The organism is Polynucleobacter sp. AP-Kaivos-20-H2 (assembly GCF_018882215.1).
GTDB lineage: Bacteria > Pseudomonadota > Gammaproteobacteria > Burkholderiales > Burkholderiaceae > Polynucleobacter.
The window spans coordinates 47,573-70,571 of record NZ_JACVOX010000002.1; the positions used below are offsets into that span (position 1 = coordinate 47,573).

Genomic DNA, 22,999 nt, shown 5'->3' on the forward strand with positions numbered 1-22,999 from the left:
TTTTAAGCGCTTTACTTACTTCCAGGAGATTAACTCCCACTCCAGGTAGTCCTCCCAATAGGCATTGGACCAATAAACACCTGAAGTAATGTAGCGCCCTGAACTACGCCGAATAGCCCAGCGCCCGATTTCTGGCGCAAACCATAAGTCCTCTTGCCTCACATTACCAACCCTAAATAGATCATTGCTGACAAAATTAGGTATTTCGTTATGAAACCGCAGAACGGTAAATTCTCCAGCCGGAGTCTGAATGCGCTCCCATTGAGATACAGTCATACTAAGCCCCCAGTAATAACTACCATCAGGATAGTTGGGGACTTGGTAGTGAGTAGTAAAAAATTCACTCCAGCCAATCTGTAATTGCTGAGGCCATAGAGAAATGGGTTTTGAAAATTTCTGCGGTGGCTGCCAATGGGGATCTTGCAGCACAAATCCCCACGGAGATTGAATTTCATCGGGAAGCGATCCCGACTTCAGGCTTTTACGAGCAATTCGCACTTCGTTGCCTACTGAAACTACTTTTTCAGTAATAGTGTCAATAATCTCTTGATTAAATACATTGCGAACCTGGTAGACCCATTCTTGCCCTACCTTTGGCGCTCTTACGGTAGGGGTTGGTATTGGCTGTGTCTCAATAACTCCCTTGGGAACAGGCTGAGAGGCAACACACGCCATGAGAAAAGCAGGTAGCGCCAGTAAAATTAAACGGCGCAAAGTCTTTACTTGTAAGAAGTTAATTGCCATTGAAAGCTATCTTCTAAATTTGGCATACCCAATTGACCCTGAATCATGTATGAGCCAGAGGACTCACGCGCTACCCAGCGACCAATACTTGGTGCGAACCAAATCGTTTCCTTACGAATGCAGTTAACCTTGTTATCGTCATTACTCTCATAATTAATCAAGTTTTGATAACGCAAAGTTAAAAAAGTTCCGGCAGGCACGGTAATCTGCTCCCAGCCATGCGCGCTCATGTATTCCTGCCAACCATATGAGTTCTCGGAATATCCAGCCAAACTGTATTTTGTATTTAACTGCTTACTCCAGCTAGAGCTTAGCTCTTGAGGCCACAAGGGAATTGGTGGCTTAAAGCTCATCACGCGCGGCCAAGCAGTATCAGTTTGAACAACCCCCCATGGGCCTTGGATCTCACTAGGCAATCTTGCCCCGCTATCATCTGTACGATCAATCACAATGTTTGATCCTAGGCTAGCCACCCTTTCGGTAATGACACCCAGAGTCTTGCCGTCAAAAGCATCACGCTTTACATATGTCCACTCTTGGCCTACCTGAGGAGCTCTCACGTTCGGAGTAGGTTTAGGCTGTGCAACTGGAGTACCCCGCTGATAGGCCAATGGAACTCCACAGGCAACTGGCACTAAGGCGGCTGATGCAATAAAAGAACGGCGTGATAAGTTCATTTCTCTCTCCTACATTCATTTAACACTATGCAAATAATTTTACTTCTAGGTCATGCAAGCTAGCTATTGGTATAGGGTATTTTCTATGAAATTATTTGGGATAGTTGTCTTCGGAATAGTGACCCCCAACCCCTTAAACCAGGACTCAACTTTCATATCAAAGCCAACGCCATGCATATAGTTATAGATTGCCTTTTTCAGCCCCTGGCCGAGGACGTCATGATCAACCCCAGTAGGGTCAATAAAGGCAACATCATTCTTGGCAAACGTAATTTCCGGCAAAGGAACGAGTTCAATGCCATATTCTTGTGGATTCAGACCCACAGGAGAATGCACTGTACAGGTGAAGCGATGGAAGAATCCACTTTGGATGCAACCATTCTCAAAAAGTTGCTTCACGTATTCCAAGGCATCTACTGTTTCTTGAACTGTTTGAGTTGGAAAACCATACATCAGATATGCGTGTACCAAAATACCAGTATCCGAGAAGCCCTTAGTCACTCGAGCTACCTGCTCAACTGACACTCCTTTTTTCATCAAATTGAGAAGGCGATCGGAAGCCACTTCAAGGCCGCCTGACATGGCAATACAACCACTCTGAGCCAAAAGTTCAGCCAATTCAGGGGTGAAGGTTTTCTCAAAGCGAATATTGCCCCACCACGAGATCAGCACCTGACGGCGAATGAGTTCCTCAGCAAGAGCCTTTAATATTTTTGGTGGGGCTGCTTCATCGACAAAGTGAAACCCCGTTTGCCCAGTCTCAGCAATAATTTGCTCGATACGATCCACTAGCAAGCTCGCTGAAGCAGTTTCATAACGAGAAATATAATCAAGGGACACATCACAAAAACTGCATTTTTTCCAATAACAGCCATGCGCAACAGTGAGCTTATTCCAACGACCATCACTCCATAGGCGATGCATAGGGTTGAGCATGTCTAAAAGGGATAGGTAAGAATCCAGTGGCAACCCATCCCAAGTAGCGGTACCAACCTCCTCGAAAGGAATATCAGGCTCCTGCCAATTGAGATATTGCACCCGATGACTTGAGTTGCGGATAAAGGTACGCACTAATCTTTCTGCAGAGCGCTTTCCCTCGAGATGTTCAAGCAGCGCAAGCAAAGGTCGCTCTCCAGAATCGAGCGTAATAAAGTCGACATAATCAAAAATACGGATATCAGAGAGCTCTCTCAGCTCTGTATTGACATAGCCACCACCAAGAGCAATCTTGATTTGTGGATTGATCTTTTTAATTACCTGAGCGATCCGTAACGCCGCATACATTGCTCCCGGAAAAGGGACTGATAAGAGCACCAAACTAGGATCGTGTTTTTTAATCGTATGTTTTGTAAGCTTCTGCAGATGTAAATCCATCAGTGTTGGCTTAGCGTTCAATGCACTCTCTAAAGGCGTAAATGTGGGTTGACTCCCTGCTAGAGATTCTGCATAGCGAACGAATTCAAAACGATCGTCAACGGCATCACGCAAGACATCTGAAAGATCGTTGAGATAGAGGGTTGCAAAATGACGCGCCCGATCTTGAGAGCCCAAAGCGCCAAATGCCCAAGCCAAAGAATCGCCCGCCTCCTCATCGTCAAATGCATCCAAAGAAGCAAAGCGTGGCCCCTCAGGCAAGAAACCTCGAGCATTGATGCGATGACTCAGAGTGCTATCGCGCCCCTGCAGGAAAGCAATCACAGGCGCAATACTAGACTGATAAGCCGTAAAGTGGTCCAAGAAAAAATTGACACTAGCACTACGATTTTCTTCAGGGATATTGATTGCTTCAGCACGAATCTCTGCAATACCCTCAGGCGTAAAAAAACTGAGCACTAGAGCCAAAGCCAGATCTTCTTGAACAGCATCAATGTCACGAGATCTCAAAAACCCTGTTAGATAGGCCGTAGAAGGATACGGCGTATTGAGCTGAGTCATTGGAGGAATGAGGCTTAATACCTTCATATGTATTGACTATGACCCAAGAAGGCTTAACTCTTCAGATGTAAAACCAGCCTGTTGACGAGCCTCCATATTGAATGGTGCTTTTAAAATAGGCGCTCGATATTGAATCGCCAACTCTCGATACGTGGCAATCGGAGAAAGACGATCTTTATCGCATAAGAAATTAAACCAGCGGTTACCTATAAGTACGTGTCCAATTTCATCATTGAGGATGATTTCTAAAATCTCTACCGCTCTAGACTCTTTAATTTGCTTGAAGCGATCACAAATTGCTGGCACCGCATCTAAGCCTCTGGCTTCCATGGTTCTTGGTACTAGTGCCATTCTGGCAATAACTGAATCAGTCGTTCTCTCAACCATCTCCCACAAACTATTGTGAGCAGGAAAATCTCCGTAAGAAAATCCAAGCGCATGTAAATGCTCGTCTATTAAGCTAAAGTGATAAGCCTCTTCTTTGGCAACCTTCAGCCAATCTTCATAGTATTCCTTGGGCATATCTGGAAACCGCCAGATTGCATCTAACGCTAGGTTCATAGCATTAAATTCAATATGTGCAAGTGAATGCAATAAGCCTGCCCTACCCTCAAGCGTATCCATTCTTCTTTTAGGAACCAGCTTGGGAAGAACTAGCTCTGGCTTTAGTGGGCGACCTGGCAATACTAGATCTAAAGCATTTAGCGCTGAAGTGAGATCAAGCGCAATCAATTGCCGTTGGTACTCGTCAAATAATTGAAAAACTCGACTTACCTTTATTTGCGCATCGGTAGTAGCCAGTATTTCAAGGGCGGCTTGGCGTAACTCGATCATTTATAAAAATTGGCTTGCATCCATAGGCATCGATTGTACGCAAGTGCTAGCATTTCCTCAATTAAAGAAGGTAAATGCTAGGGCTCATTCGAGATACCTCCCCAGAGATATCAGGGTCACATAAAAAAAGGGGATAGCCCTATTTATTTGGATCAAAACCCATTGCCATTTTAAAGGTAGGCCTTGTATGATTGGGTCAGTCTAGAGCAAACTCAATTACTTAGGAGACGATTCAATGTCCAGAGATAAATTAGGATTATTTGCGTTTGGCTTGGTAATTATTGGCTTTCTAGTGTTTGTGAAAACGGGCTCTTTTCTTCTATTTGCCATCGGCATCTTGTCCGTTGCTTTTTTAATATTCTCAAAAAGCAAATACATTAAATAGATGACTGGCGTAAAACTAGAGCTGATCCTGGAATTTGGTGTGATATTGATTTCACCAATTGTTTATCACCTCTATCTCTTGAAATACAAAAAAATAGCAAGAGAAATTGTTTTTAAGGATATCAAGATTTACTTGCTCCTATATGGACTCATTGCGGTGACTGGCTTATTTGTTTTCTTAAGATAGACTAGATTAGCCAGATAAGAAGGGTCGAGTTTCTACACTACCGATCGTATTCGCTAGCAAATTCATGATTCACATCCCGATGATTAGCCTCATCCTCCCGAACCGCGATCACGACATCACGCAAGGTGGCATCTGCAGATAATTTCCAATAGTCAATTGCAATTTTTGGCGCAGGAATATTAGGCAATGTTCCATTATCAATTTCACGTAAATATTCTGTATAGGAATACACTGCCTCCTCCTCAAAATATCCAACAATGCGGTGGGCGGTTCGTGGGAAAAAAACGTAGATCACAAAGAACACATTCCAAAAGACTGCCTGAGCAAATAGCACTAAAAAGCGCTCAAATGCATTTGGTTTTGCAATCTCAATAAAAGTCATTAAGTGCATTCTTTCATTCTCTGCCTCAGCCAACAAAGTGCGGATCTTAGGGCCGTAACCTGTTTTCATCTTGCGCAAACTCGTCAGGTGCGTCCACATTCCCGAGACCATACCAGGAACACCTGCAACGGTTTCAAGCACTACTGCGCGGTGACCATATCTTTTTTGGAAAAAAGTATCGGCAAAAAACCGCATACTTTTGGTAAAGAAAAGCGCTACTCTATCGGAGAAATTGATGGGTTGGTAGTGACTCATTTGAGACTCTTAAGCTTGTGATATGCATAAATACTACTCGCTCAAGAGAAAGTTTGCTGAGCCTAGTGAAGCTTGACGATAGAATGCGTTCTACGATGGATTAAACGACTAATAGTGTCCAGAGCAACTTTAACCCAGCCATGCAAGGCAAGTTGATGCAGCTTATATAGGCTGATATACATCAGCTTTGCGAACAAACCCTCCACCATCAGACTGCCGCCAATCAGACCACCCATCATGCTACCCACGCTGCTATATTCACCCAAGGATACGAGAGATCCAAAATCACGATATTGATAGGGCTTCAGTGGCTTGCCATCAATAATCTGATTGATTTGAGAGAACAGATGCGAGGCTTGTTGATGAGCTGCCTGAGCCCTTGGGGGCACTATACCGCCTTTACCATTATTGGCTTGAGGCCATGGACATGCCGCACAATCTCCCATAGCAAAGACGTGGGGGTCACGAGTGGTTTGTAAGGTGGGGAATACTACCAATTGATTGGCATGATTACTCTCTAATCCGCCAATCTCTTTCAGAAAATCTGGCGCTTTAACCCCGGCCGCCCAAACAATTAATTCCGCAGGGATCTCTACGCCGTTGGATAAGCAGACTCGATCAGCCTGTATTTGCTGGACCTTCGCACCGGTCATTACCTCCACCCCAAGGTCTGTCAACAACTTTTCAGCAGCGCCTGAGATTCTTGTAGAGAGGGCAGGCAATATCTTGGGAGCAGCTTCAATCAAAATTACCTTCAGATCTTTCTCGGGATCTACCCTATCCATTCCGAAAGAAATAATAGCACGTGTTGTGCGATGCAGTTCAGCGGCTAGCTCTACTCCGGTCGCCCCAGCTCCAATAATCACTACCTGTAGTTGATGGGGTTTTAAAGCCTGAGTTTGAGTTTGCGCCCTTAAACAGGCATTCACCAAGCGCAAATGAAAGCGCTTTGCATCTACAAGAGACTCGAGCCTTTGAGCGTACTGCTCAACACCCGGAGTTCCAAAATCATTCGTCAAGCTTCCAATAGAAATAATTAAGGTGTCGTAAGGAATCGCTTGTAGTGGAGTGACCAATTCACCTGAGTCATCATAAAAAGGGGCCACCTGAATCTGACGGTTCACCCTATCTATCCCCATCAGCTCACCTAGCCGAAAGCCAAAATGGTGCCAGTGTGCTTGTGCAATGTAATCAAGCTCCTGATCAGCCATATCCATAGAGCCTGCTGCAACTTCATGTAGTTTTGGCTTCCATAAATGCGTGCGATTCTTATCCACCAAGACAACCGATACCTTCTTGGAGGCATTCTTGCGGGTGTGATATCGATCGCCAAGTTTAGTGGCCAGCTCCAGGCCGCCAGCGCCACCACCTACGATCACAATACGATGTTGTTGGGTCATGAATTCATCTTTATATACACTACTGACATACTAGTCGTATTTTTAGGTAAAGGGCCCATTCAATCGAACCGTATCCCAATTTAAAACAATAGCAATGCTAACCCATAGCAAATAAGGCAACATGTATAAACTATATCTAGTCGAGACTTTTCTGATCGTCAGCAATATGGCAAGGACTGAGAGCCATAAAAACAGGGACTCATACAAAGACCAATCTGGCCTTTGAAAGCGAAAATATAAAATACTCCATAGCAAATTGAAAAAAGCATTTAGCCAAAATAGAATATTTAAACGACTCAGAATAGTAGTGTCTGAAGTCAAATGTTTTGCACCTACCCAGGCAACGCCAGACAAAACAAAAATAGTAGACCAGATGGGGCCAAATGCCCAATCTGGAGGCTTCCAAAACGGCTCTTTTAAAGCGTGATACCAAGGCCCCAAATCGGTTGCTAAGCCGCCCAGTATCGCCACTGTTAAACCCCAGACCAATGGCATGACCATTCTTTTGTTTAACATTGTTTTAATGAACCTTTAACCAAAAAGGAGTTAGTTAAGATCAGAGCTCTTTTAAGGCTCCGTATTTAGAGGTAATAGTAAATCAAGAAAAATACTAGGATGAAAAGGTTGAGGGTGCCAAAGATAATGGCAACAGGCTTACCGATATACATCCACTTTTGTTCTTTTGATAAACGTACAGGCTCTTTTTTTTCTTGCTTGAACATGAAATAGATACTTATATTTGAAAATGCTCTTGCACTTTAGTCAAAATTTTCTTAGGGGATAGCCCATATAAATCTAAGAGCACATTCACATCACCATGCTCAACGTACTCATCGGGCAAGCCAATTTGTAAGGTAGGTATCTGAATTTTATGTGCTGACAAAGCTTCTAGACAGGCGCTACCTGCCCCTCCCTGAATTGCGCTATCTTCTACAAAGACCAAGGCATCATGATTTTTCGCTAAATCCAAGAGCAATGTTTCATCTAGGGGTTTGACAAAGCGCATATCCGCAACAGTAGCATCAAGCACCTCTGCAGCCTCTAACGCACTGTATAGCAATGGGCCGAAGCAAACAAAAGCAATTTTTTGATCAACGGCTGCCTCATTTTTCATTTGGCGAACAATCTTCCCTTTTCCAAGCGCAACGACCTCAAGCGTCTGCGATGCCTCTGGGCCCACTCCAGATCCTCGTGGATAACGTACCACTGCGGGACCATTCAAACTAAATGCTGTAGTCAGCATATTTCTACAATCAGCTTGGTTAGATGGCGTCATTAGAACTAGGTTCGGCAAGCATCTCAAAAAAGGAACATCAAATACGCCTGCATGAGTCGCTCCATCTGCACCAACTATGCCAGCTCGATCAATTGCAAAAACAATCGGCAAGTTCTGAAGAGTGACATCGTGTATCAGTTGATCGTAGCCCCTTTGTAAAAAGGTAGAGTAGATAGCTACAACTGGTTTTAGACCCTCACAAGCAATGCCAGCTGCAAAGGTCACCGCATGCTGTTCTGCAATTCCTACGTCAAAGTAGCGATTGGGAAACTGTTCCTCAAACTGCACTAAGCCGGAACCTTCACGCATCGCTGGTGTAATTCCAATGAGGCGCTCATCTTGCCTTGCCATGTCACAAAGCCATTCGCCAAAGACTTCGGTGTAGGTTTTTTTACCTGGGGCAGAAGGTTTTAGACCTTCGCTAGGATTAAATTTTCCGGGCCCATGATATGCAATTGGATTTAGCTCTGCCCTCTCATATCCCTTTCCTTTTTTGGTAACGATATGCAAAAATTGTGGGCCATCAGTCTGGGCAATCTTTTTGAGATTACTAAGCGTAACAATCAGATCATCCAAATTATGGCCATCAATTGGGCCGTAGTAGTCAAAACCAAATTCTTCGAAAATGGTAGCCGGACCAATCATTCCCTTGGCATGACCTTCCAGTCTTTTTGCAAACTCTCGCAAAGGCGGAGTATAGGAAAGCATCTTATCCAAGCCCTTTTTAGTGGCTCCATAAATTGAACCGCTAATGAGTTTTGCTAAATATCGATTCAAGGCTCCAACAGCAGGAGAGATCGACATTTCGTTATCGTTCAGAATGACGATTAAGGGAATGGATTTGTCAAGACCAGCATTATTCAGCCCTTCATAGGCCATGCCAGCACTCATAGAGCCATCTCCAATCACGGCAACTACATTTCGCTTTTCACCCTTGACTTTGCTGGCAACCGCCATTCCCAGAGCCGCTGAAATACTAGTGGAAGAATGTGCTGTACCGAAAGCATCATATTCACTCTCTGAGCGCTTAGGGAAACCGGATAAGCCCCCAAACTGACGCAAGGTAGGCATTCCCTCTCTGCGTCCAGTCAGAATCTTATGCGCATAACTTTGATGACCTACGTCCCATACTATTCTGTCATCCGGTGTATTGAAAACATAGTGCAAGGCAACAGCTAGCTCAACTGTTCCCAGATTAGAAGATAGATGCCCACCAGTACTAGCAACTGACTGAAGAATAAATTCACGTAACTCTTCAGTCAATTGGGGCAACTCAGACTGCTCAAGCTGCTTTAAGTCCTGCGAAGAATTAATCGTATGAAGTACTTTAGTTACCTGGAGCATATTTCAGGCCATCATTATTTTGGTGGGTAAATGCTAGAGAGAATTCGTTTGAAATCTTCGATCTCATTATTGGGTGAATTTTGTAATGCATTAATGGGTGCGTGCATAAATTTATTGGCCAGAGCTTCCGCCATGATAGACAAAACCTCAACGGGATCTTCACCCCTTTTGATGCGCCGCACTGCTTTTTCCAATTCAATTTCTTTGAGTCGACCTGCAGTAGTCTGCAGGGACTGAATGATTGGCACCAAGGTTCTTTTTTGTAAGGTCCGAAAAAATTCATTCACGCCATTATCGATAATAAGTTCAGCATCAGCCATCGATAGCTCTCGGATATTGCGGCCTTCATTCACAAGACCGCCTAAATCATCAACCGAGTAAAGATAGGCATCCCTAAGTGATTTAACCTCTGGCTCTATATCGCGCGGCACAGCTAAATCAATCAATACAATTGGCCTGCTATTTCTGGCCTTCAAAGCTGTTTTAACAAGTCCCATCCCAATGATTGGCAATGAACTGGCAGTACAGGAAACAATTACATCAAACTCATGTAAGCGTGAGTGCAAAGATTGCAAAGGAAAGGAGTCTGTTTTTAAACCTTTTTCAGCAAAAACCTTGGCCATTTCATGGCCACGATCAACGGTACGATTACTAATTGCAATCTGTTTTGGCTTTTTACCGGCAAAGTGTGAAGCACACAATTGAATCATTTCACCCGCACCAATAAACAAAATCTTTGAGTTACTTAAGTCGCCAAAGATTCTTTCAGCCAAACGCACTGAAGCACCAGCCATTGAAACCGAATGCTTGCCAATATCGGTTGTTGCTCTCACTGCTTTGGCAACTGAAAAAGTTTTATTAAATAGAGGCTTGAGGTATGTCCCTAAGGTACCTGCTTGATCTGCAAATTCAACTGCTTTTTTCATTTGACCCAGTATTTGAGCCTCCCCCAAAACCATCGAATCCATTCCGCAACTGACTCTAAATACATGCTTTATGGCATCCGTCTCTTTTGCAGAATAGATATAGGGTTTTAAAACATCACCTCGCAAACGCTTTTGAGCAGTCAACCAATCAAAAGCACGCTCCTCTAAATGATGACTTGGATATGCAGCATCATTCGCAGCGCAATAAATCTCCATACGATTGCAGGTAGACAAGATGGCTACCTCTGGCACTAATTCTGAATGAGATCCTCTTAAATAATTCCGAAGATCCAATAGTGAATCCTGCAAATCTCCTGGAGAAATAGCTACGCTCTCTCGAATATCGATTGGAGCCGTGTGATGGTTCACACCAAGATTGAGTATTTGCATACGAGAGGCTATTTAAAAATAGCTTTGTGTGGATCTAGAAAAATCATGAAATGATTCTTCCTCTAGATTCACAATATGTCAATTAAGGTTGACACCTATTTCTACTTTCCCACCTAGGGGAAACCCGCATATGAATCGATTATTGCTGGTTTTTTGCGGCAGCCTCGTAGGCTTTAAATTTTTTGTATGAAACGATGGTGGAATACAAGGCAAAAGCCGTAATCAGTACAAAAACGAGATTAGTAAATGAATACTGTTGATACAGAATCCAGATCTGGCCAAGCAAGGCTATTGGGAATATGACAATGGCAAATTTGAGCCAAAGCATAGTCCTCTTAAATTTGGCATCTATTGGGTTTGATTCAGCTTGCTTATTCATGACCTATCCTTGTTTTTAGTGGGTTTAAGCCCCGAATTAATCTCTTCTCAGTATACGAAAAATGAAGCTTGTGAGGCCCTGAGCAAGAATAAAGGCAAAGATTGCCCCCATGAGCCCCATAAATACTCCGGGGACGCTTCCCAAATCCAACTGCTTAGCAAACAATAAAGTCATTGCAAACCCAATTGCAGCGCAAGCAATCTCAAATATGGTTTTTAAAGCACTAAAAAGGCTACTTTTATGACTCACCTAAAACCTCAATTCCGCTATTAAACGCCCTGATTTTAGCCACAGCTCGTATTAAATCACATAGAAGTTCATGGCCATTAGAGTTTTATTTTGCACCGCAACACATTGACTGGTAAGGGAAATTACTAATGAAAGTGTATATATTTTTGTACACATAGGTATAGAATTCACCTTGTAGTAAAGAAGGTTAATTACCCTCGTGTGGGTTTGCACGACGTAGTTAGATTTGAGAGGACATAGCTATGACAAATAACACTCTTACAGGTCTGAGTGTTGAGGAAGCGGAAGAGTTACATCGCAACCTCATTCAAGGTACGCAATTTTTTGGGATGATTGCAGCGCTCGCCCATTTACTTGCTTACATCTATTCACCTTGGTTGAAGTAATTTAAGGAGCTTAAGATGATCTACGGAAAAATGTGGACAGTAGTAAAGCCAACTGTTGGCATCCCATTATTTTTGGGTGCGGTAGCAATTGGTTCCTTTTCAGTTCATTTGGCGTTACTTAATAACACAACTTGGGTGAAGGCTTTTTTAGAAGGCGGTAAGTCTACTAAAGCTGGTACTGTCGCTGCGGCGCCTACGGCACCATCAGCGCAAAAATAAGTTTTATCTTGCCTCATAAGACCTAGATCACTCGATCTGGGTCTTATTTTTTTGTTTTATGCATGGCTCAGTTAAACTCGGTTTTAGATGAATCGTTTTAGTCAAAAATTAATCAGCACTTGGGCTAATTTAGGCCCACGCTTTTTACCATTTGCAGATGCTGCTACTGCTGAATTACCGCTCGCTAGATTACTCAGGCTATCCCTATTTCAAGTATCGGTAGGCATGGCCCTCGTGCTATTGGTTGGCACCTTAAATCGCGTAATGATTGTGGAGCTACACGTACCCGCATCATTGGTGTCAATCATGGTTGCATTACCCATTATTTTTGCCCCCATTAGAGCCTTGATTGGCTTTCGCTCTGACACTCATAAATCCGCCCTCGGTTGGCGTCGGGTTCCTTATATTTGGATGGGAACGATGGTGCAATTTGGCGGCCTAGCTATCATGCCTTTTGCTTTGTTGGTCTTAGCAGGTGCAGGCAATGCCAGTGAAGCGCCGGCATGGATTGGATTAGCTGCTGCAGCACTATCATTTTTATTTGTTGGCGCTGGTATTCACACCACTCAAACAGTAGGCCTTGCCTTAGCTTGTGATCTTGCGCCACCGAAAGCACAACCCAATATTGTTGGTCTGATGTTTGTGATGTTATTAATCGGCATGATTGGTAGCGCACTTATTTTTGGTCAAGTACTGGAAGAGTACAGTCCAGGGCGCTTAATACAAGTGATTCAAGGCAGTGCTGTGGTGACGATTATCTTGAACGCTATCGCACTTTGGAAACAAGAAAGTCGCGAGGAAGCGCGCGCTAGAGCGCAAGTAGCAAGAGAGCAAAACTTTAAAGAGTCTTGGGCTACCTTTAAAGAAGGTGGGCAAGCCGTTCGTCGCTTAATTGCTGTTGGCTTTGGCACGATGGCCTTTAGCATGAATGATGTCTTGCTGGAGCCTTATGGCGGTGAATTACTCAATATGAGTGTAAGCGCCACTACCGTGTTAACTGCCACTTTAGCCATTGGCTGTTTATTTGGCTTTAGCATTGCCTCAAAAGTATTAAGTGCTGGTTACGACCCTTTTAAGATGGCTAGCAATGGTGCAAAGATTGGTATTCCCGCATTCATTCTGGTGATCGTAGCTGCACCTTTAGACAGCACACTCATTTTTATTGTGGGTGTTGTCTTGATTGGGTTTGGCAACGGGCTATTTAGTCATGGCACCTTAACTGCCACCATGAGATACGCTCCTGAAAATCAAAGTGGCTTAGCATTGGGCGCCTGGGGAGCTGTACAAGCAACTGCCGCCGGAATTGCGGTAGGTGTAGGAGGAATATTTCGGGATATTTTGGCAGGCATGGCCTCCAGAAATTATTTCGGTGCCGACCTCAATAGTCCAGCAACGGGATATTGCGGCGTCTATCTACTAGAAATCATCCTGCTTTTCATCACCATAGCGGCAATGGCCAACTTTACTTGGCCCACTAAGCCCGTGGAATCGGTAGCCTAATTGACTAAGTTACCGCAATTAATTGAAAAGGTTTTAATATTTTTTGGGTTCTTCATCAGCTCCATTAGTTTTATATTGATTACCTTGGGCTTGTGGGACTTCATTTCTATAGAAATATTCGCTTTTGGCCTTTCTTCTGGCATTCGCGTATTGGGTAGCTGCGCTATCATAGGATGCCTCCTCAGCGCAATTGGCTACGGAATTGGCGACTATTTTAATAACGAAGTGAAGGAGTGACTATGTTTAAAAAATCAGATTACTTCATTCTCATGGCAGTGGTGATTTCTTTCTTTACCTCGGCCTATTTATGGTTTGTGGTCGAAGATCGAGAGCAGTCCATTTTTACTGCGCTCTGGGTACCCTCAATATTTTGCTTTGGGATTTATTTCAAATTATCCGCATTATTGAATCGTAAAAAATGAGTAATACAACATTACTCCTCGTATCCATCTTTGTTTTCAGCCTATTAATTGCTGGCCTTTATTACATGGTCCGAGAATTTATGGGAGAGGTGCAAGACGCTTTCCCCGATGTCAATGAATGGCTAGATTCCGAACAGAAGAAAAAGAAGTGAGTACTACTTGCTTGAAGTAATACTCATCAGGCCACTTTAAAACTACAGCAGTTTTTTGATCGCAGCCGACATCTTGCTTGCGCCATCTGCAGATGCAAGGCGTGTGACTGATTCACCATCTTTGCTTACCAGAAATTTAGTGAAATTCCACTTAATACCGGCAGTTCCCAGAATGCCTGGAGCATGCTCTTTTAAATAGGCATATAAGGGATGGGTGCTGTCACCATTCACATCCACCTTCTCAAACATCGGAAATGTCACGCCATAATTAGCGCTGCAAAATTGTCCAATTTCCTCAGCTGAGCCAGGTTCTTGAGCCCCAAATTGATTGCAGGGAAAGCCTAAAATTTCTAGGCCATGAGCCTTATTTTCTTCATAGAGATTCTGTAAATCTCGGTATTGTGGTGTAAACCCGCAGCGACTGGCCACATTGACAATGAGGAGAACTTTGCCGGCATAATCCTGCAGATTTTCTTGGGCTCCATTGAGTCTTTTTAGGGGGATATTCGGCAACATATTTCATTCTCCAAGAGGATTAAAGTGGTCTGCAAATACTCTATACTCAGTTCATAATAAATGGATTATGAAGCTTTAGCTATATAGCTTTGCCCCTTAAACTATCAAGATTATTAAAGGCTTGCGTGACTACAGACACAGCACCGTATCGTAGTTTGTGTACAGACTGCGGCATCTCTCGCAGCAGCAATCCAAAACGCTGTGGTGATGCCTGCCAGTTCATCAAGCCCAAATACCCCGAATTAGAAACTCAGGTTCACGGCAGGCCAAGAGACTTGAACCGACCGGATGAACTCCATTTTGGTCCATTCACCAAGATGCTCCGCGCAGGATTAAAAAATCCGAGCACAGGCGCACAGTGGACCGGCATTACCACCCGCATTGGTGAACGCTTATTGGAGGCTGGCGCAGTTGATGCCATTCTGACCATGACCGAAGATCCCAATGATCGCTGGAAGCCCTTACCCATCATCATCGATAAAGCAACTGATATGGCTAAATGTCGTGGCATGAGAATGGGATATGCGCCACTACTCTCTCTCTTAGAGCCAGCCATTGCCAAGGGTTATAAGAAAATAGCGGTCATTGGTATCCCCTGCCAGGTATACGCCTTAAGAGCACTAGAAAAAGAGCTTGGCCTAGAAAAGTTGTATGTCATTGGTACACCCTGTTCAGACAATACAACGACAGAGAACTTTCATCACTTCTTGTCGCTGATTAGCTCAGAGCCAGAAGAGATTAACTATCTTGAATTTAGGGCGGATTACCACGTAGAGGTTCGCTTTAAAAATGGCAAGAAGAGAGAGATTCCATTTCTGCAATTGCCACTTTCCACCTTGCCAAATGATTTCTTTCCATTAACCTGCCGCACCTGTGTTGACTACACCAATGTGTTGTCTGATATCACGGTGGGCTATATGGGGGGCCAGGGCGAACAATGGCTCATTGTTCGCAATCAACGCGGCGAAGAATTGCTAGGCTTACTGGGAGATGAAGTACGCACCTCCGAACCGGGAAGCGCTGGTAAACGGCATTCAGCTGTAGTGGGGTTCATGAAAAACGTCGAGCGTGCCGCTGGTGGACTCCCTTTGCGAAAAATGCCGAATTGGTTAAGACCCATTGTGGGTTGGTTGATGCCTAAAGTCGGCCCGCGTGGCTTGGAGTTTGCTAGAACGCGCGTAGAAATGAAAGCAATTGAAACAGTGCTTCACCTCAGAAGAGAGCAGCCTGCAAAAATGGGCTCCATGATTCCAAAACATATTTGGCCATTAGTAGAGCCTTACGGCATTAAACCAAACGAACAAGAAATTCATAAACCCTAAACCCCATTTTCTTTTTGGAGCATTCCATGGCTTTATTCCTCATCGGCCTTATTATTTTTCTAGCCAGCCACTCTTGCCGCATCTTTGCAGAGTCATGGCGCAATCATATGATTGATCGCATCGGCGAAGTGAAATGGAAAGGTTTGTACACCATCGTCTCCTTGGTTGGATTCATCATCATGGTGATTGGCTATGGTCAAGCAAGGCAAAACACACTAGTTTTGTGGCAACCGAATGCATTACTCATTTATATCGCTCTAGCGCTTAACCTAGTCGCATTTATTTTCCTAGCAGGAAGCTCGCCTTCAAATAATGCGATTCGCCTCAAACTCAAGCACCCCATGATTTTGGGAGTTAAAGTTTGGGCACTTGCGCATTTGATATCCAATGGCACCTTAGTAGATCTCATCCTATTTGGGTCTTTTTTACTATGGGCTGTACTGGATTTTCGTTCCGCTAGAAAGCGCCCTATTCATATGCCTCAACAGGCTGAAATCAGCACAAAGGCAACGATGATTACCATTGCTTCTGGGGTAATTCTTTGGGTAGTTTTCATATTTGGGTTGCACCAATACTTAATCGGAGTCTCTCCTCTCGCCCAACTATCTTGAGCGCTATCTTTAAATCGGTCAACATGAACACTAGATCAAGATTCATCGGTCTCATGTTGACTCTGGTTTTATGGGGATGTGACTCTCAAGCTCCAAAAATAGAGGCCATAGAAAGTCAAAATAAGTCGCTATCATGCTCGCTGAATGGTAGCCCCCTTAAGATTGAAATTACTAAGGGTTCGCTCGATGCAGCAATGTACTATGAAGGTAAGGAATCCAAGATTAATCTCTTAGAGGTAAAAGATTTTTATCAAATCATCATGCGCTTTAATCCACAAATTGGGCAGCTCAAAATCAATAAAATGGGAAATGAGTTGATTCAATTTCGCAACTCTGAAGAGCGCATTACATCGTGTACAACTCAACTAAAATCTTTATAGCCGAAACATTCTCTCCTTTGGAGGCATCATGAAAATCACTTATTCCATTATTGGCCTGCTGGCTTTTAGCTTAATTCACACTACAGCGATTGCGCAAGGCAGCCAAAAGCCAGTTGAGCCCATCAAAACCATTGCATCACTCGATGTGCCACGCTATCAGGGTACTTGGTATGAGATTGCCAAATTTCCAAATTGGTTTCAAAGAAAATGTATAGCCGATACCAATGCCACCTATAAGATCAAGGAAGATGGCAATGTGAGTGTTACTAATCGCTGCACATTTGAGAATGGTGAAAAAGGTGAGGCACTTGGAACCGCAAGACAGATTGGTGACTCCACCTCCCCCACTCTAGAGGTTCGCTTTGCACCTGCATGGCTTGGGTTTCTGCCCATGGTCTGGGGAGATTATTGGGTAATCGATATCGATCCCGAATACCAATTGGCCGCTGTGAGCGACCCCGGAAGAAAATATCTCTGGATTCTCTCCCGCACCAAGACGGTAGAGGCCAAAAAATATCAGGCGCTTCTGAATCGCCTAGTGAATGACAACGGCTTCAGTCTTGAGCAGCTGAGCCTGACACCCCAAAATTAAACGGAAAATAGGAATTTGATAAAGGTAATTCCGATAATCAAGCCTGAAAATGCAACGATGCCAAGCAGATATAATTTTCCAGTTTTATTTCTTAAAGTTGTTGCGCTGTTATCTTTCATTTTTACTTCCCTTCAGTAGTTAAGACTAATTAATGGGTACTGCAGCTTAGACTTTTGCAAAACCCAATAAATGGGCGGTATCTTTGAAGAAAATCTTTATGTGTGCCATAGGGTCACGGCGTACAAGCTTCTTATTCATATAGGATTCAAAGGTTAAGCGCTGCACATCTTTATCTTCACACATTTTGACAAAGCGCTCGCGACGTTTATCGTTGTTGTACCAAAAACGCTGCATGATTCCGAGAACTAAGAATACGGTACCGTGCTCTTTCATGAACTTTTTACGGGCTTTTGCCAAAACCTTGCCATTACCAGTAACGAGCAGCTCTTCAACAGCCTCAGCAGCGACTCTGCCGCCATACATGCCGTAATAAATACCCTCGCCTGAAGCAGGAGCAACAACTCCAGCGGCATCGCCTGCCAACACTACGTCTCTACCGTTATCCCATTTCTTTAATGGCTTCATTGGTAAGGGCGCGCCTTCATGTCGCAGCATTTCAGCATTCTCAAGACCAGTCTGCTTTTTAAGAGCGGTGACTGCACTACGCAAGGAAAAGCCTTTATCAGCAGTTCCAGTACCAATGCTCATGGTATTACCATGCGGGAATATCCAGCCATAAAAGTCGGGGGATAAAGCGCCCTGATAAAACACATCGCAGCGGGTACCGTCAAAACCTGCTGGCGGGTTTTCAGGAACCTTAACGATCTCGTGATAGGCGAAGACGTATTCCACATCCTTTGCACCTGGAATGGCCTGGCGTCCGACTCCTGATTTAGCGCCATCGGCACCAATCACTGCCCTAGCACGTACCGATACGGTTGTGTCAGGTGAGCCATGCTTACCACGCACAGCATAGTGAATGACTGAGACTCCATCTTGATCTCTAGTGATTTTCTCAAATATGCCCGTTCTTCTCTCAGCTCCATCATCGGCAGCACGGACACGCAAAAACTCATCAAACTTATCGCGATCGACCATCCCTACAAAGCCACCCTCAATATGCATATCTACGGCCTTATCTGATGGCGCAATCATTCTGGCGCAATTGGCCTTGGCGACCAAAAGCTCATCAGGGATTTCAAAATCCTTAATTAAGCGTGGAGGGATAGCACCTCCGCAAGGTTTAATTCGGCCCATCCGATCCAATAAGAGTACTTTTCGACCTTTCTTAGCAAGGTCACTTGCAGCAGTAGCTCCAGTAGGGCCACCGCCAACAACTACGACATCAAAAGTTTCTAAAGTACTCATTCTGATCTCCATATATTGAGTGCATTACTTCATCATTGATAAATTACACGCCAACCAATTGTTTTGATAGTTCGTTTGTTTGTTTTTGCGCACGTGTCTGAAATGACAGGTAGGCAGCAACAACAAATAAAACACCTTCCAAGAAAAACACAAAAGCATACGCAGAAGCAGGATCACCTAAAACAATCCTAGCGATATCGCTTAAGCCAGTTCCAATAATTCCACCTAAACCAAAAGCCATCGCTTGCGATGCCCCCCAAATACCCATACGAACACCTTCACGCTGTGCGCTACCAATGCTGGCAAATTGCATCATCGATCCAATAGCGGCAATAGAAAAGGCGCCATTAAAAATGCCCAACAAGAAAACAGCCGCCTTAAAGAAAGTCACGCTTTCAATAGGGCCCGATAAAACAAGTCCCAACATTGCCAAGGCTGAAGCTAAACAACCGCCAATAGTCCAATTACTTAATGAAGTTAAAGTCTGAGATTTAGCCTTGCTTGTAATAAAGGCTAAGGTAAGCATTCCCAGAAGTACGCCGCCATTTTGTATGCCAGACAAGGAGGTTGTTTCTGCAGGAGTAAAACCAAATGCGACCGCAGCAAAAGGCTCCAAGATCAAGTCCTGTGAGCTATAAGCCAACATAGATACAAAGACAAACCAGGTAAAAGAACGTACCCTGCCTTCTTTCCAAACCTCAGCAAAGGCTTCACGAAAGTTTGCTTTGGTAGGCGTCACTTCTGACTGCGCTTCAACTACATTAGCGATTGACTGTTTGGCCTTCAACACTGGAGACTCCATTCCCCAAATTGCCAAGAATGTAACTGCCACAGCAATCACAGAGACAGTTGATGACACTATTAATAGACGCTCAAATGAAAATGGCGTCAGAAACTTTCCACTGACACTGGCCGTAAATGCAAAACCAAAAATCATCATCAACCAAACGCAAGTAGCAGCTGCAGCCTTCTTTTTAGGCTCCACGCGTTTCGCCAAAAGAACTAATAACGCAGTGCCGCTAGAGCTAACGCCAATACCAATCATTAAAAAGGCAACTGTAGCCAGCGCAATACCCAGTACAACTGAGCTACTCAATAAGATTGTTGAAGCCGCAGCCAAAACTCCACCGCAAGCCAGCACCAATATCCCACCCCGAATCCATGGAGTGGCTCTGCGAGTTTGGTCAGAGCCAAAACCCATGCGTGGGCGTATTAACTGAATAAAATAATGAATCGCCACCAATGCACCCGGCAGGATTGCTGGTAGAGCTAGCTCAACTACCATCACGCGATTTAACAGTGAAGTAGTTAGCACCACAATCGATCCCAAAGACGCTTGGACTAAACCAAGCCGTGCAATTTGAGGCCAAGTGAGATAGGTGGATTCGGAAGTGTTCATGGTTGCCTGATTAATTGACCGAGAAACGTCCTGCCACTGCAAATGCACTCACCATCATTCCTGCAACAAACAATGGCACCCCAAAACCACTCAGAAATAATGCACGTTTGACTGGATCCAGTAAGAAATTGCGCATCATCACCATCTGCCCGGCTATCAACAACACAATAACGCCAGCCTGCCAGTAGGCGCCCCAAATCAGTAAGAGGCCAAAGACACCAAACTGTGGCGCCAGCATCATCAAACAAGCATTCTCAGCGGCTCCTGCAACACCGAGTTGGACAGGCAAAGAAAGTACCCCCATTTGACGATCACCTTCAATTGCCTTGAAATCATTCAAGGTCATAATGCCGTGCGCACCAATGCTATACAAAATCGCCAACAGAATGGATGGGGTGGATGGGATCAAGTCTCCCATCATCACTGCTGAGCCTGTAAACCAAGCTATGCCTTCATAAGAGATGCCACAAGCAGCATTGCCTAACCAGCCGTTTTGCTTAAAGCGTAATGGTGGCATGCTGTAGAACCAGGCTAACAATAGACCAAGTAATGTCGCAGCAAATGCCCAGGGACTAATGAACCAACCTAATAAGAGTGAGAGGCCAGTCCAAATAATGGCAACATATAAACCCCAAGCCCCCGGCATCCGACCAGAAGGAATCGGACGCTGTGGTTCATTAATAGCATCTACCTCACGATCGAACCAATCATTCACCGCCTGACTAGCGGCACAGACCATCGGGCCAGCAAGAATGACACCAGCGATCAATAAGTGCCAACGCCCCTCAAAGGAAACGCCAGTTGCAATTACTCCACAAGCAAAGGCCCACATTGGAGGAAACCAAGTAATGGGTTTTAGTAACTCTAAAATTGCGGATGGCGCAGGAAAGCGGCGCATGGTGAGCGTATTTATGATCGCATCCCCCATTTCCACAAGCCTTCACTAGAAAATGGGATCACCATCAAAATATGCTCCAAGACTGCCAAAGACAAAATAGCACCAGTCAATGACATCGAGGCAACCATAAAATCACTTGCATTCGGGTCGAACGCAGCTTGCCATAATGGAATTGCGCAGAGAGCGCCGCCAATGACTGATATTGGTAGCAATGGATTCATTGGCTTGCAGGTGAAATAAGTAAATATGTACTTCAGATGATTTGGCAGGAAGCGCTCATTAAGATTTAAAACACCCAAGAAGATATTTAACTTCGCACTCTGTCTCATGAGCCAGAGAATCATAAAAGTCCAAAACCCGGTCTGGTTTGAACCGCCCCAAGTCATTACAGTCACGGCCAGCGCCAAAATAATCAACGCAATCTCATGATGTTGAATAGTCTGGAATGCAAAGTACATCTTCTGCCATCCCCGACAATTCTCAGGACAAGGCTCTCGACGGGGACCAGTGACATAGCCAAATAAGAAACCAATTTCTTGCCAACCCCAAACCAAAATGGCGCAGGTAAAGCCGCAATAAGCACCAGCTACTGTACTTAAATTGGCGCTGGTTTTTAGTCCGACCAAAGCTAAAGCCAAAACCATCCCACTTACCCAAAATGTATTTTTATAGGTCGAAGGATTCCGCTGGTTTAGCAAGAGAATAATTCCCGTGCTAAACCACCATATAAATATGGAATAGAGGATGGGCCAAACAATGCTCATAAAATTACCAAGAAGGAATCATGCGAACATCAGCGGGCAAGGTGTTATCTTGAACTGGCATGAAATACAATTTCAAAAATACAATTCCAGCACGAGCACCTAAAACAGCAGTCTTCAACTTGTTGATCAGGCCACCCTCTTTTTTATAAACATCCATCTTTTCGAACAGTGCCCTCATCTCTTCAAGGTACTGATAGAAACGGGGGTCATCTAAATTCACAGAAATTGGAAAAACTTGCTTAATAATTTCGTTGGTAATAAAAAGTACCTTCTTGTCATAATCCGTTGGCGAGATCTTCATGGCCTTATAAAGCTCAATCCGGGTATGGTCACGAACATACATCGTGGCATATACCGCGAGAATGAAGAAACGAATCCATAACTTATTAACACCTTGAAGTAATTTAGGATTGGCGCGCATGATGAGCGCAAAGGATTCGCCATGACGGAACTCGTCATTACACCAGCGCTCAAACCATAAAAAGATCGGATGGAAGCGAACTTCGGGGCGACTTTCCATCTCCCGGAAAATGGTGATGTAACGGGCGTAACCAATCTTCTCGGAGAGATACGTGGCGTAAAAAATAAACTTAGGCCTAAAGTAAGTATATTTCTTGGATTTCGCCAAAAAACCTAGATCAATACCGATATTAAAGTCTTTGAGCCACTGATTAATGAAGCCCGCATGACGACTTTCATCTCTAGCCATGTAACCGAACAACATGCGCATATCTGGATTAGTGACTTTACGCTTGATCTCTGCATACAAAATGCAACCAGAGAACTCGGAAGTAATGGAGCTGATCAAGAAATCAACAAACTCGTCATATAAAGCTGGGTGTAGATTGGAATAATCTTTTTCCATATCTGCAGGACGTTGAAAATGATCATGATTATTGTCACCTTCATACTCCGCCATCAATGCATCCCACTCCGGGCGCAAGGAATCAATGCTGATACGATCCATCTCTTTAAAATTGGTTGTATAAAAGCGCGGGCTCAATACAGCATCTTCCAATGCCATCTTGGTAGATTCATTAATTTCACCCTTTGCAGGGATTTGACTTTGCAACATACTTTCTGCGCTATCTAAATTCATTTCCTACTC

General features: G+C 44.1%; 27 protein-coding genes. 10 read left to right on the top strand and 17 right to left on the bottom strand.

Annotated features, from left to right (window positions below; all coding sequences use genetic code 11):
* Nucleotides 1-15: 15 nt before the first annotated feature.
* The 4 genes from ICE89_RS04675 to ICE89_RS04690 form a co-directional block, all read right to left on the bottom strand.
* Nucleotides 16-744, bottom strand: coding sequence for a hypothetical protein (locus tag ICE89_RS04675; RefSeq protein WP_216263649.1), 729 nt, complete (start codon nt 742-744; stop codon nt 16-18).
* Complete coding sequence (locus ICE89_RS04680; RefSeq protein WP_216263648.1) at nt 720-1,421, bottom strand: hypothetical protein; 702 nt, start codon at nt 1,419-1,421, stop codon at nt 720-722. The genes ICE89_RS04675 and ICE89_RS04680 overlap by 25 nt, the downstream gene beginning before the upstream one ends.
* A 63-nt stretch (nt 1,422-1,484) precedes the next feature.
* Nucleotides 1,485-3,383, bottom strand: a complete 1,899-nt coding sequence (locus tag ICE89_RS04685; protein ID WP_216265065.1) for a radical SAM protein — start codon at nt 3,381-3,383, stop codon at nt 1,485-1,487.
* A gap of 9 nt (nt 3,384-3,392) precedes the next feature.
* A complete protein-coding gene (locus tag ICE89_RS04690) occupies nt 3,393-4,190 on the bottom strand; it encodes a ferritin-like domain-containing protein (RefSeq protein ID WP_216265066.1) in 798 nt (265 codons plus the stop codon).
* 385 nt (nt 4,191-4,575) lie between these two features.
* On the opposite strand from ICE89_RS04690, the gene ICE89_RS04695 reads away from it, so the two are divergent.
* Entirely contained in the window at nt 4,576-4,761 is a 186-nt protein-coding gene (locus tag ICE89_RS04695) for a hypothetical protein (protein ID WP_216263632.1), read from the top strand.
* Between the two features lie 37 nt (nt 4,762-4,798).
* On the opposite strand, the gene ICE89_RS04700 is transcribed toward ICE89_RS04695, so the two are convergent.
* The 7 genes from ICE89_RS04700 to ICE89_RS04730 all read right to left on the bottom strand — a co-directional run bounded on the left by ICE89_RS04700 (nt 4,799) and on the right by ICE89_RS04730 (nt 11,113).
* Nucleotides 4,799-5,398, bottom strand: a complete 600-nt coding sequence (locus ICE89_RS04700) for an alternative oxidase (protein WP_216263631.1) — start codon at nt 5,396-5,398, stop codon at nt 4,799-4,801.
* A gap of 62 nt (nt 5,399-5,460) precedes the next feature.
* Nucleotides 5,461-6,798, bottom strand: coding sequence for an NAD(P)/FAD-dependent oxidoreductase (locus ICE89_RS04705; protein ID WP_216263630.1), 1,338 nt, complete (start codon nt 6,796-6,798; stop codon nt 5,461-5,463).
* A gap of 42 nt (nt 6,799-6,840) precedes the next feature.
* Entirely contained in the window at nt 6,841-7,293 is a 453-nt protein-coding gene (locus ICE89_RS04710) for a TspO/MBR family protein (RefSeq protein ID WP_255537556.1), read from the bottom strand.
* 86 nt (nt 7,294-7,379) lie between these two features.
* The gene (locus ICE89_RS04715) at nt 7,380-7,520 is read right to left on the bottom strand and encodes a hypothetical protein (RefSeq protein ID WP_216263628.1); all 141 of its coding nucleotides are present in this window, start codon (nt 7,518-7,520) and stop codon (nt 7,380-7,382) included.
* An 11-nt stretch (nt 7,521-7,531) separates the two neighbouring features.
* Nucleotides 7,532-9,418 carry a 1-deoxy-D-xylulose-5-phosphate synthase gene (dxs, locus tag ICE89_RS04720; RefSeq protein WP_216265067.1) on the bottom strand — a complete coding sequence of 629 codons (1,887 nt, stop codon included), beginning with the start codon at nt 9,416-9,418 and terminating at the stop codon, nt 7,532-7,534.
* 14 nt (nt 9,419-9,432) lie between these two features.
* Nucleotides 9,433-10,734: a glutamyl-tRNA reductase gene (hemA, locus tag ICE89_RS04725; RefSeq protein WP_216265068.1), complete on the bottom strand. Its 1,302-nt coding sequence runs from the start codon at nt 10,732-10,734 to the stop codon at nt 9,433-9,435.
* 139 nt (nt 10,735-10,873) lie between these two features.
* The gene (locus ICE89_RS04730; protein ID WP_216263625.1) at nt 10,874-11,113 is read right to left on the bottom strand and encodes a hypothetical protein; all 240 of its coding nucleotides are present in this window, start codon (nt 11,111-11,113) and stop codon (nt 10,874-10,876) included.
* A gap of 491 nt (nt 11,114-11,604) precedes the next feature.
* Between ICE89_RS04730 and pufB the strand changes: the two genes are divergently transcribed.
* The 5 genes from pufB to ICE89_RS04755 all read left to right on the top strand — a co-directional run bounded on the left by pufB (nt 11,605) and on the right by ICE89_RS04755 (nt 14,041).
* Nucleotides 11,605-11,748: a light-harvesting antenna LH1, beta subunit gene (pufB, locus tag ICE89_RS04735; RefSeq protein ID WP_112294365.1), complete on the top strand. Its 144-nt coding sequence runs from the start codon at nt 11,605-11,607 to the stop codon at nt 11,746-11,748.
* A gap of 15 nt (nt 11,749-11,763) precedes the next feature.
* A complete protein-coding gene (locus tag ICE89_RS04740; RefSeq protein WP_215294425.1) occupies nt 11,764-11,967 on the top strand; it encodes a light-harvesting protein in 204 nt (67 codons plus the stop codon).
* An 87-nt stretch (nt 11,968-12,054) separates the two neighbouring features.
* On the top strand, nt 12,055-13,467 hold the full coding sequence (locus ICE89_RS04745) for a PucC family protein (protein ID WP_216265069.1): 1,413 nt from the start codon (nt 12,055-12,057) through the stop codon (nt 13,465-13,467).
* Between the two features lie 239 nt (nt 13,468-13,706).
* Nucleotides 13,707-13,889, top strand: a complete 183-nt coding sequence (locus ICE89_RS04750) for a hypothetical protein (RefSeq protein ID WP_112294362.1) — start codon at nt 13,707-13,709, stop codon at nt 13,887-13,889.
* Nucleotides 13,886-14,041: a hypothetical protein gene (locus tag ICE89_RS04755; protein WP_158525978.1), complete on the top strand. Its 156-nt coding sequence runs from the start codon at nt 13,886-13,888 to the stop codon at nt 14,039-14,041. The genes ICE89_RS04750 and ICE89_RS04755 overlap by 4 nt, the downstream gene beginning before the upstream one ends.
* 42 nt (nt 14,042-14,083) lie before the next feature.
* Here the strand turns inward: ICE89_RS04755 and ICE89_RS04760 are convergent, their stop codons facing one another.
* Nucleotides 14,084-14,557, bottom strand: coding sequence for a glutathione peroxidase (locus ICE89_RS04760; protein WP_112294361.1), 474 nt, complete (start codon nt 14,555-14,557; stop codon nt 14,084-14,086).
* A gap of 125 nt (nt 14,558-14,682) precedes the next feature.
* Between ICE89_RS04760 and ICE89_RS04765 the strand changes: the two genes are divergently transcribed.
* Genes ICE89_RS04765 through ICE89_RS04780 form a run of 4 tightly spaced genes read left to right on the top strand, consistent with a single transcriptional unit; the run spans nt 14,683 to nt 17,462 of the window.
* Complete coding sequence (locus ICE89_RS04765) at nt 14,683-15,879, top strand: Coenzyme F420 hydrogenase/dehydrogenase, beta subunit C-terminal domain (RefSeq protein WP_370625332.1); 1,197 nt, start codon at nt 14,683-14,685, stop codon at nt 15,877-15,879.
* A 26-nt stretch (nt 15,880-15,905) separates the two neighbouring features.
* A complete protein-coding gene (locus ICE89_RS04770) occupies nt 15,906-16,490 on the top strand; it encodes an NnrU family protein (protein WP_112294359.1) in 585 nt (194 codons plus the stop codon).
* A 23-nt stretch (nt 16,491-16,513) separates the two neighbouring features.
* Nucleotides 16,514-16,870, top strand: a complete 357-nt coding sequence (locus tag ICE89_RS04775; protein WP_216265070.1) for a hypothetical protein — start codon at nt 16,514-16,516, stop codon at nt 16,868-16,870.
* Nucleotides 16,871-16,898: 28 nt separating this feature from the next.
* On the top strand, nt 16,899-17,462 hold the full coding sequence (locus tag ICE89_RS04780) for a lipocalin family protein (protein WP_216265071.1): 564 nt from the start codon (nt 16,899-16,901) through the stop codon (nt 17,460-17,462).
* A 165-nt stretch (nt 17,463-17,627) separates the two neighbouring features.
* Here ICE89_RS04780 and ICE89_RS04785 read toward each other — a convergent pair whose 3' ends face one another.
* Genes ICE89_RS04785 through acsF form a run of 5 tightly spaced genes read right to left on the bottom strand, consistent with a single transcriptional unit; the run spans nt 17,628 to nt 22,990 of the window.
* On the bottom strand, nt 17,628-18,830 hold the full coding sequence (locus tag ICE89_RS04785) for a geranylgeranyl diphosphate reductase (protein ID WP_215294419.1): 1,203 nt from the start codon (nt 18,828-18,830) through the stop codon (nt 17,628-17,630).
* Between the two features lie 43 nt (nt 18,831-18,873).
* On the bottom strand, nt 18,874-20,229 hold the full coding sequence (locus ICE89_RS04790; protein WP_216265072.1) for a BCD family MFS transporter: 1,356 nt from the start codon (nt 20,227-20,229) through the stop codon (nt 18,874-18,876).
* A 10-nt stretch (nt 20,230-20,239) separates the two neighbouring features.
* A complete protein-coding gene (gene chlG, locus ICE89_RS04795; protein WP_216265073.1) occupies nt 20,240-21,127 on the bottom strand; it encodes a chlorophyll synthase ChlG in 888 nt (295 codons plus the stop codon).
* A gap of 11 nt (nt 21,128-21,138) precedes the next feature.
* Nucleotides 21,139-21,891, bottom strand: coding sequence for a putative photosynthetic complex assembly protein PuhE (puhE, locus tag ICE89_RS04800; RefSeq protein WP_216265074.1), 753 nt, complete (start codon nt 21,889-21,891; stop codon nt 21,139-21,141).
* A gap of 4 nt (nt 21,892-21,895) precedes the next feature.
* Nucleotides 21,896-22,990: a magnesium-protoporphyrin IX monomethyl ester (oxidative) cyclase gene (gene acsF / locus ICE89_RS04805; protein ID WP_255558703.1), complete on the bottom strand. Its 1,095-nt coding sequence runs from the start codon at nt 22,988-22,990 to the stop codon at nt 21,896-21,898.
* Nucleotides 22,991-22,999 lie beyond the last annotated feature (9 nt).

Bases quoted from the DNA above. Each gene is read 5' to 3' on its own strand.
- ICE89_RS04785 (WP_215294419.1), bottom strand. From the start codon at position 18,830: ATGAGTACTTTAGAAACTTTTGATGTCGTAGTTGTTGGCGGTGGCCCT.
- ICE89_RS04770 (WP_112294359.1), top strand. From the start codon at position 15,906: ATGGCTTTATTCCTCATCGGCCTTATTATTTTTCTAGCCAGCCACTCT.
- acsF (WP_255558703.1), bottom strand. From the start codon at position 22,990: ATGAATTTAGATAGCGCAGAAAGTATGTTGCAAAGTCAAATCCCTGCA.
- ICE89_RS04730 (WP_216263625.1), bottom strand. From the start codon at position 11,113: ATGAATAAGCAAGCTGAATCAAACCCAATAGATGCCAAATTTAAGAGG.
- pufB (WP_112294365.1), top strand. From the start codon at position 11,605: ATGACAAATAACACTCTTACAGGTCTGAGTGTTGAGGAAGCGGAAGAG.
- ICE89_RS04760 (WP_112294361.1), bottom strand. From the start codon at position 14,557: ATGTTGCCGAATATCCCCCTAAAAAGACTCAATGGAGCCCAAGAAAAT.
- ICE89_RS04695 (WP_216263632.1), top strand. From the start codon at position 4,576: ATGACTGGCGTAAAACTAGAGCTGATCCTGGAATTTGGTGTGATATTG.
- ICE89_RS04690 (WP_216265066.1), bottom strand. From the start codon at position 4,190: ATGATCGAGTTACGCCAAGCCGCCCTTGAAATACTGGCTACTACCGAT.
- ICE89_RS04750 (WP_112294362.1), top strand. From the start codon at position 13,707: ATGTTTAAAAAATCAGATTACTTCATTCTCATGGCAGTGGTGATTTCT.
- ICE89_RS04780 (WP_216265071.1), top strand. From the start codon at position 16,899: ATGAAAATCACTTATTCCATTATTGGCCTGCTGGCTTTTAGCTTAATT.
- ICE89_RS04700 (WP_216263631.1), bottom strand. From the start codon at position 5,398: ATGAGTCACTACCAACCCATCAATTTCTCCGATAGAGTAGCGCTTTTC.
- chlG (WP_216265073.1), bottom strand. From the start codon at position 21,127: ATGCGCCGCTTTCCTGCGCCATCCGCAATTTTAGAGTTACTAAAACCC.
- hemA (WP_216265068.1), bottom strand. From the start codon at position 10,734: ATGCAAATACTCAATCTTGGTGTGAACCATCACACGGCTCCAATCGAT.
- ICE89_RS04775 (WP_216265070.1), top strand. From the start codon at position 16,514: ATGAACACTAGATCAAGATTCATCGGTCTCATGTTGACTCTGGTTTTA.
- ICE89_RS04675 (WP_216263649.1), bottom strand. From the start codon at position 744: ATGGCAATTAACTTCTTACAAGTAAAGACTTTGCGCCGTTTAATTTTA.
- ICE89_RS04740 (WP_215294425.1), top strand. From the start codon at position 11,764: ATGATCTACGGAAAAATGTGGACAGTAGTAAAGCCAACTGTTGGCATC.
- ICE89_RS04745 (WP_216265069.1), top strand. From the start codon at position 12,055: ATGAATCGTTTTAGTCAAAAATTAATCAGCACTTGGGCTAATTTAGGC.
- ICE89_RS04685 (WP_216265065.1), bottom strand. From the start codon at position 3,383: ATGAAGGTATTAAGCCTCATTCCTCCAATGACTCAGCTCAATACGCCG.
- ICE89_RS04755 (WP_158525978.1), top strand. From the start codon at position 13,886: ATGAGTAATACAACATTACTCCTCGTATCCATCTTTGTTTTCAGCCTA.
- ICE89_RS04680 (WP_216263648.1), bottom strand. From the start codon at position 1,421: ATGAACTTATCACGCCGTTCTTTTATTGCATCAGCCGCCTTAGTGCCA.
- puhE (WP_216265074.1), bottom strand. From the start codon at position 21,891: ATGAGCATTGTTTGGCCCATCCTCTATTCCATATTTATATGGTGGTTT.
- ICE89_RS04705 (WP_216263630.1), bottom strand. From the start codon at position 6,798: ATGACCCAACAACATCGTATTGTGATCGTAGGTGGTGGCGCTGGCGGC.
- dxs (WP_216265067.1), bottom strand. From the start codon at position 9,418: ATGCTCCAGGTAACTAAAGTACTTCATACGATTAATTCTTCGCAGGAC.
- ICE89_RS04710 (WP_255537556.1), bottom strand. From the start codon at position 7,293: ATGCCATTGGTCTGGGGTTTAACAGTGGCGATACTGGGCGGCTTAGCA.
- ICE89_RS04790 (WP_216265072.1), bottom strand. From the start codon at position 20,229: ATGAACACTTCCGAATCCACCTATCTCACTTGGCCTCAAATTGCACGG.
- ICE89_RS04715 (WP_216263628.1), bottom strand. From the start codon at position 7,520: ATGTTCAAGCAAGAAAAAAAAGAGCCTGTACGTTTATCAAAAGAACAA.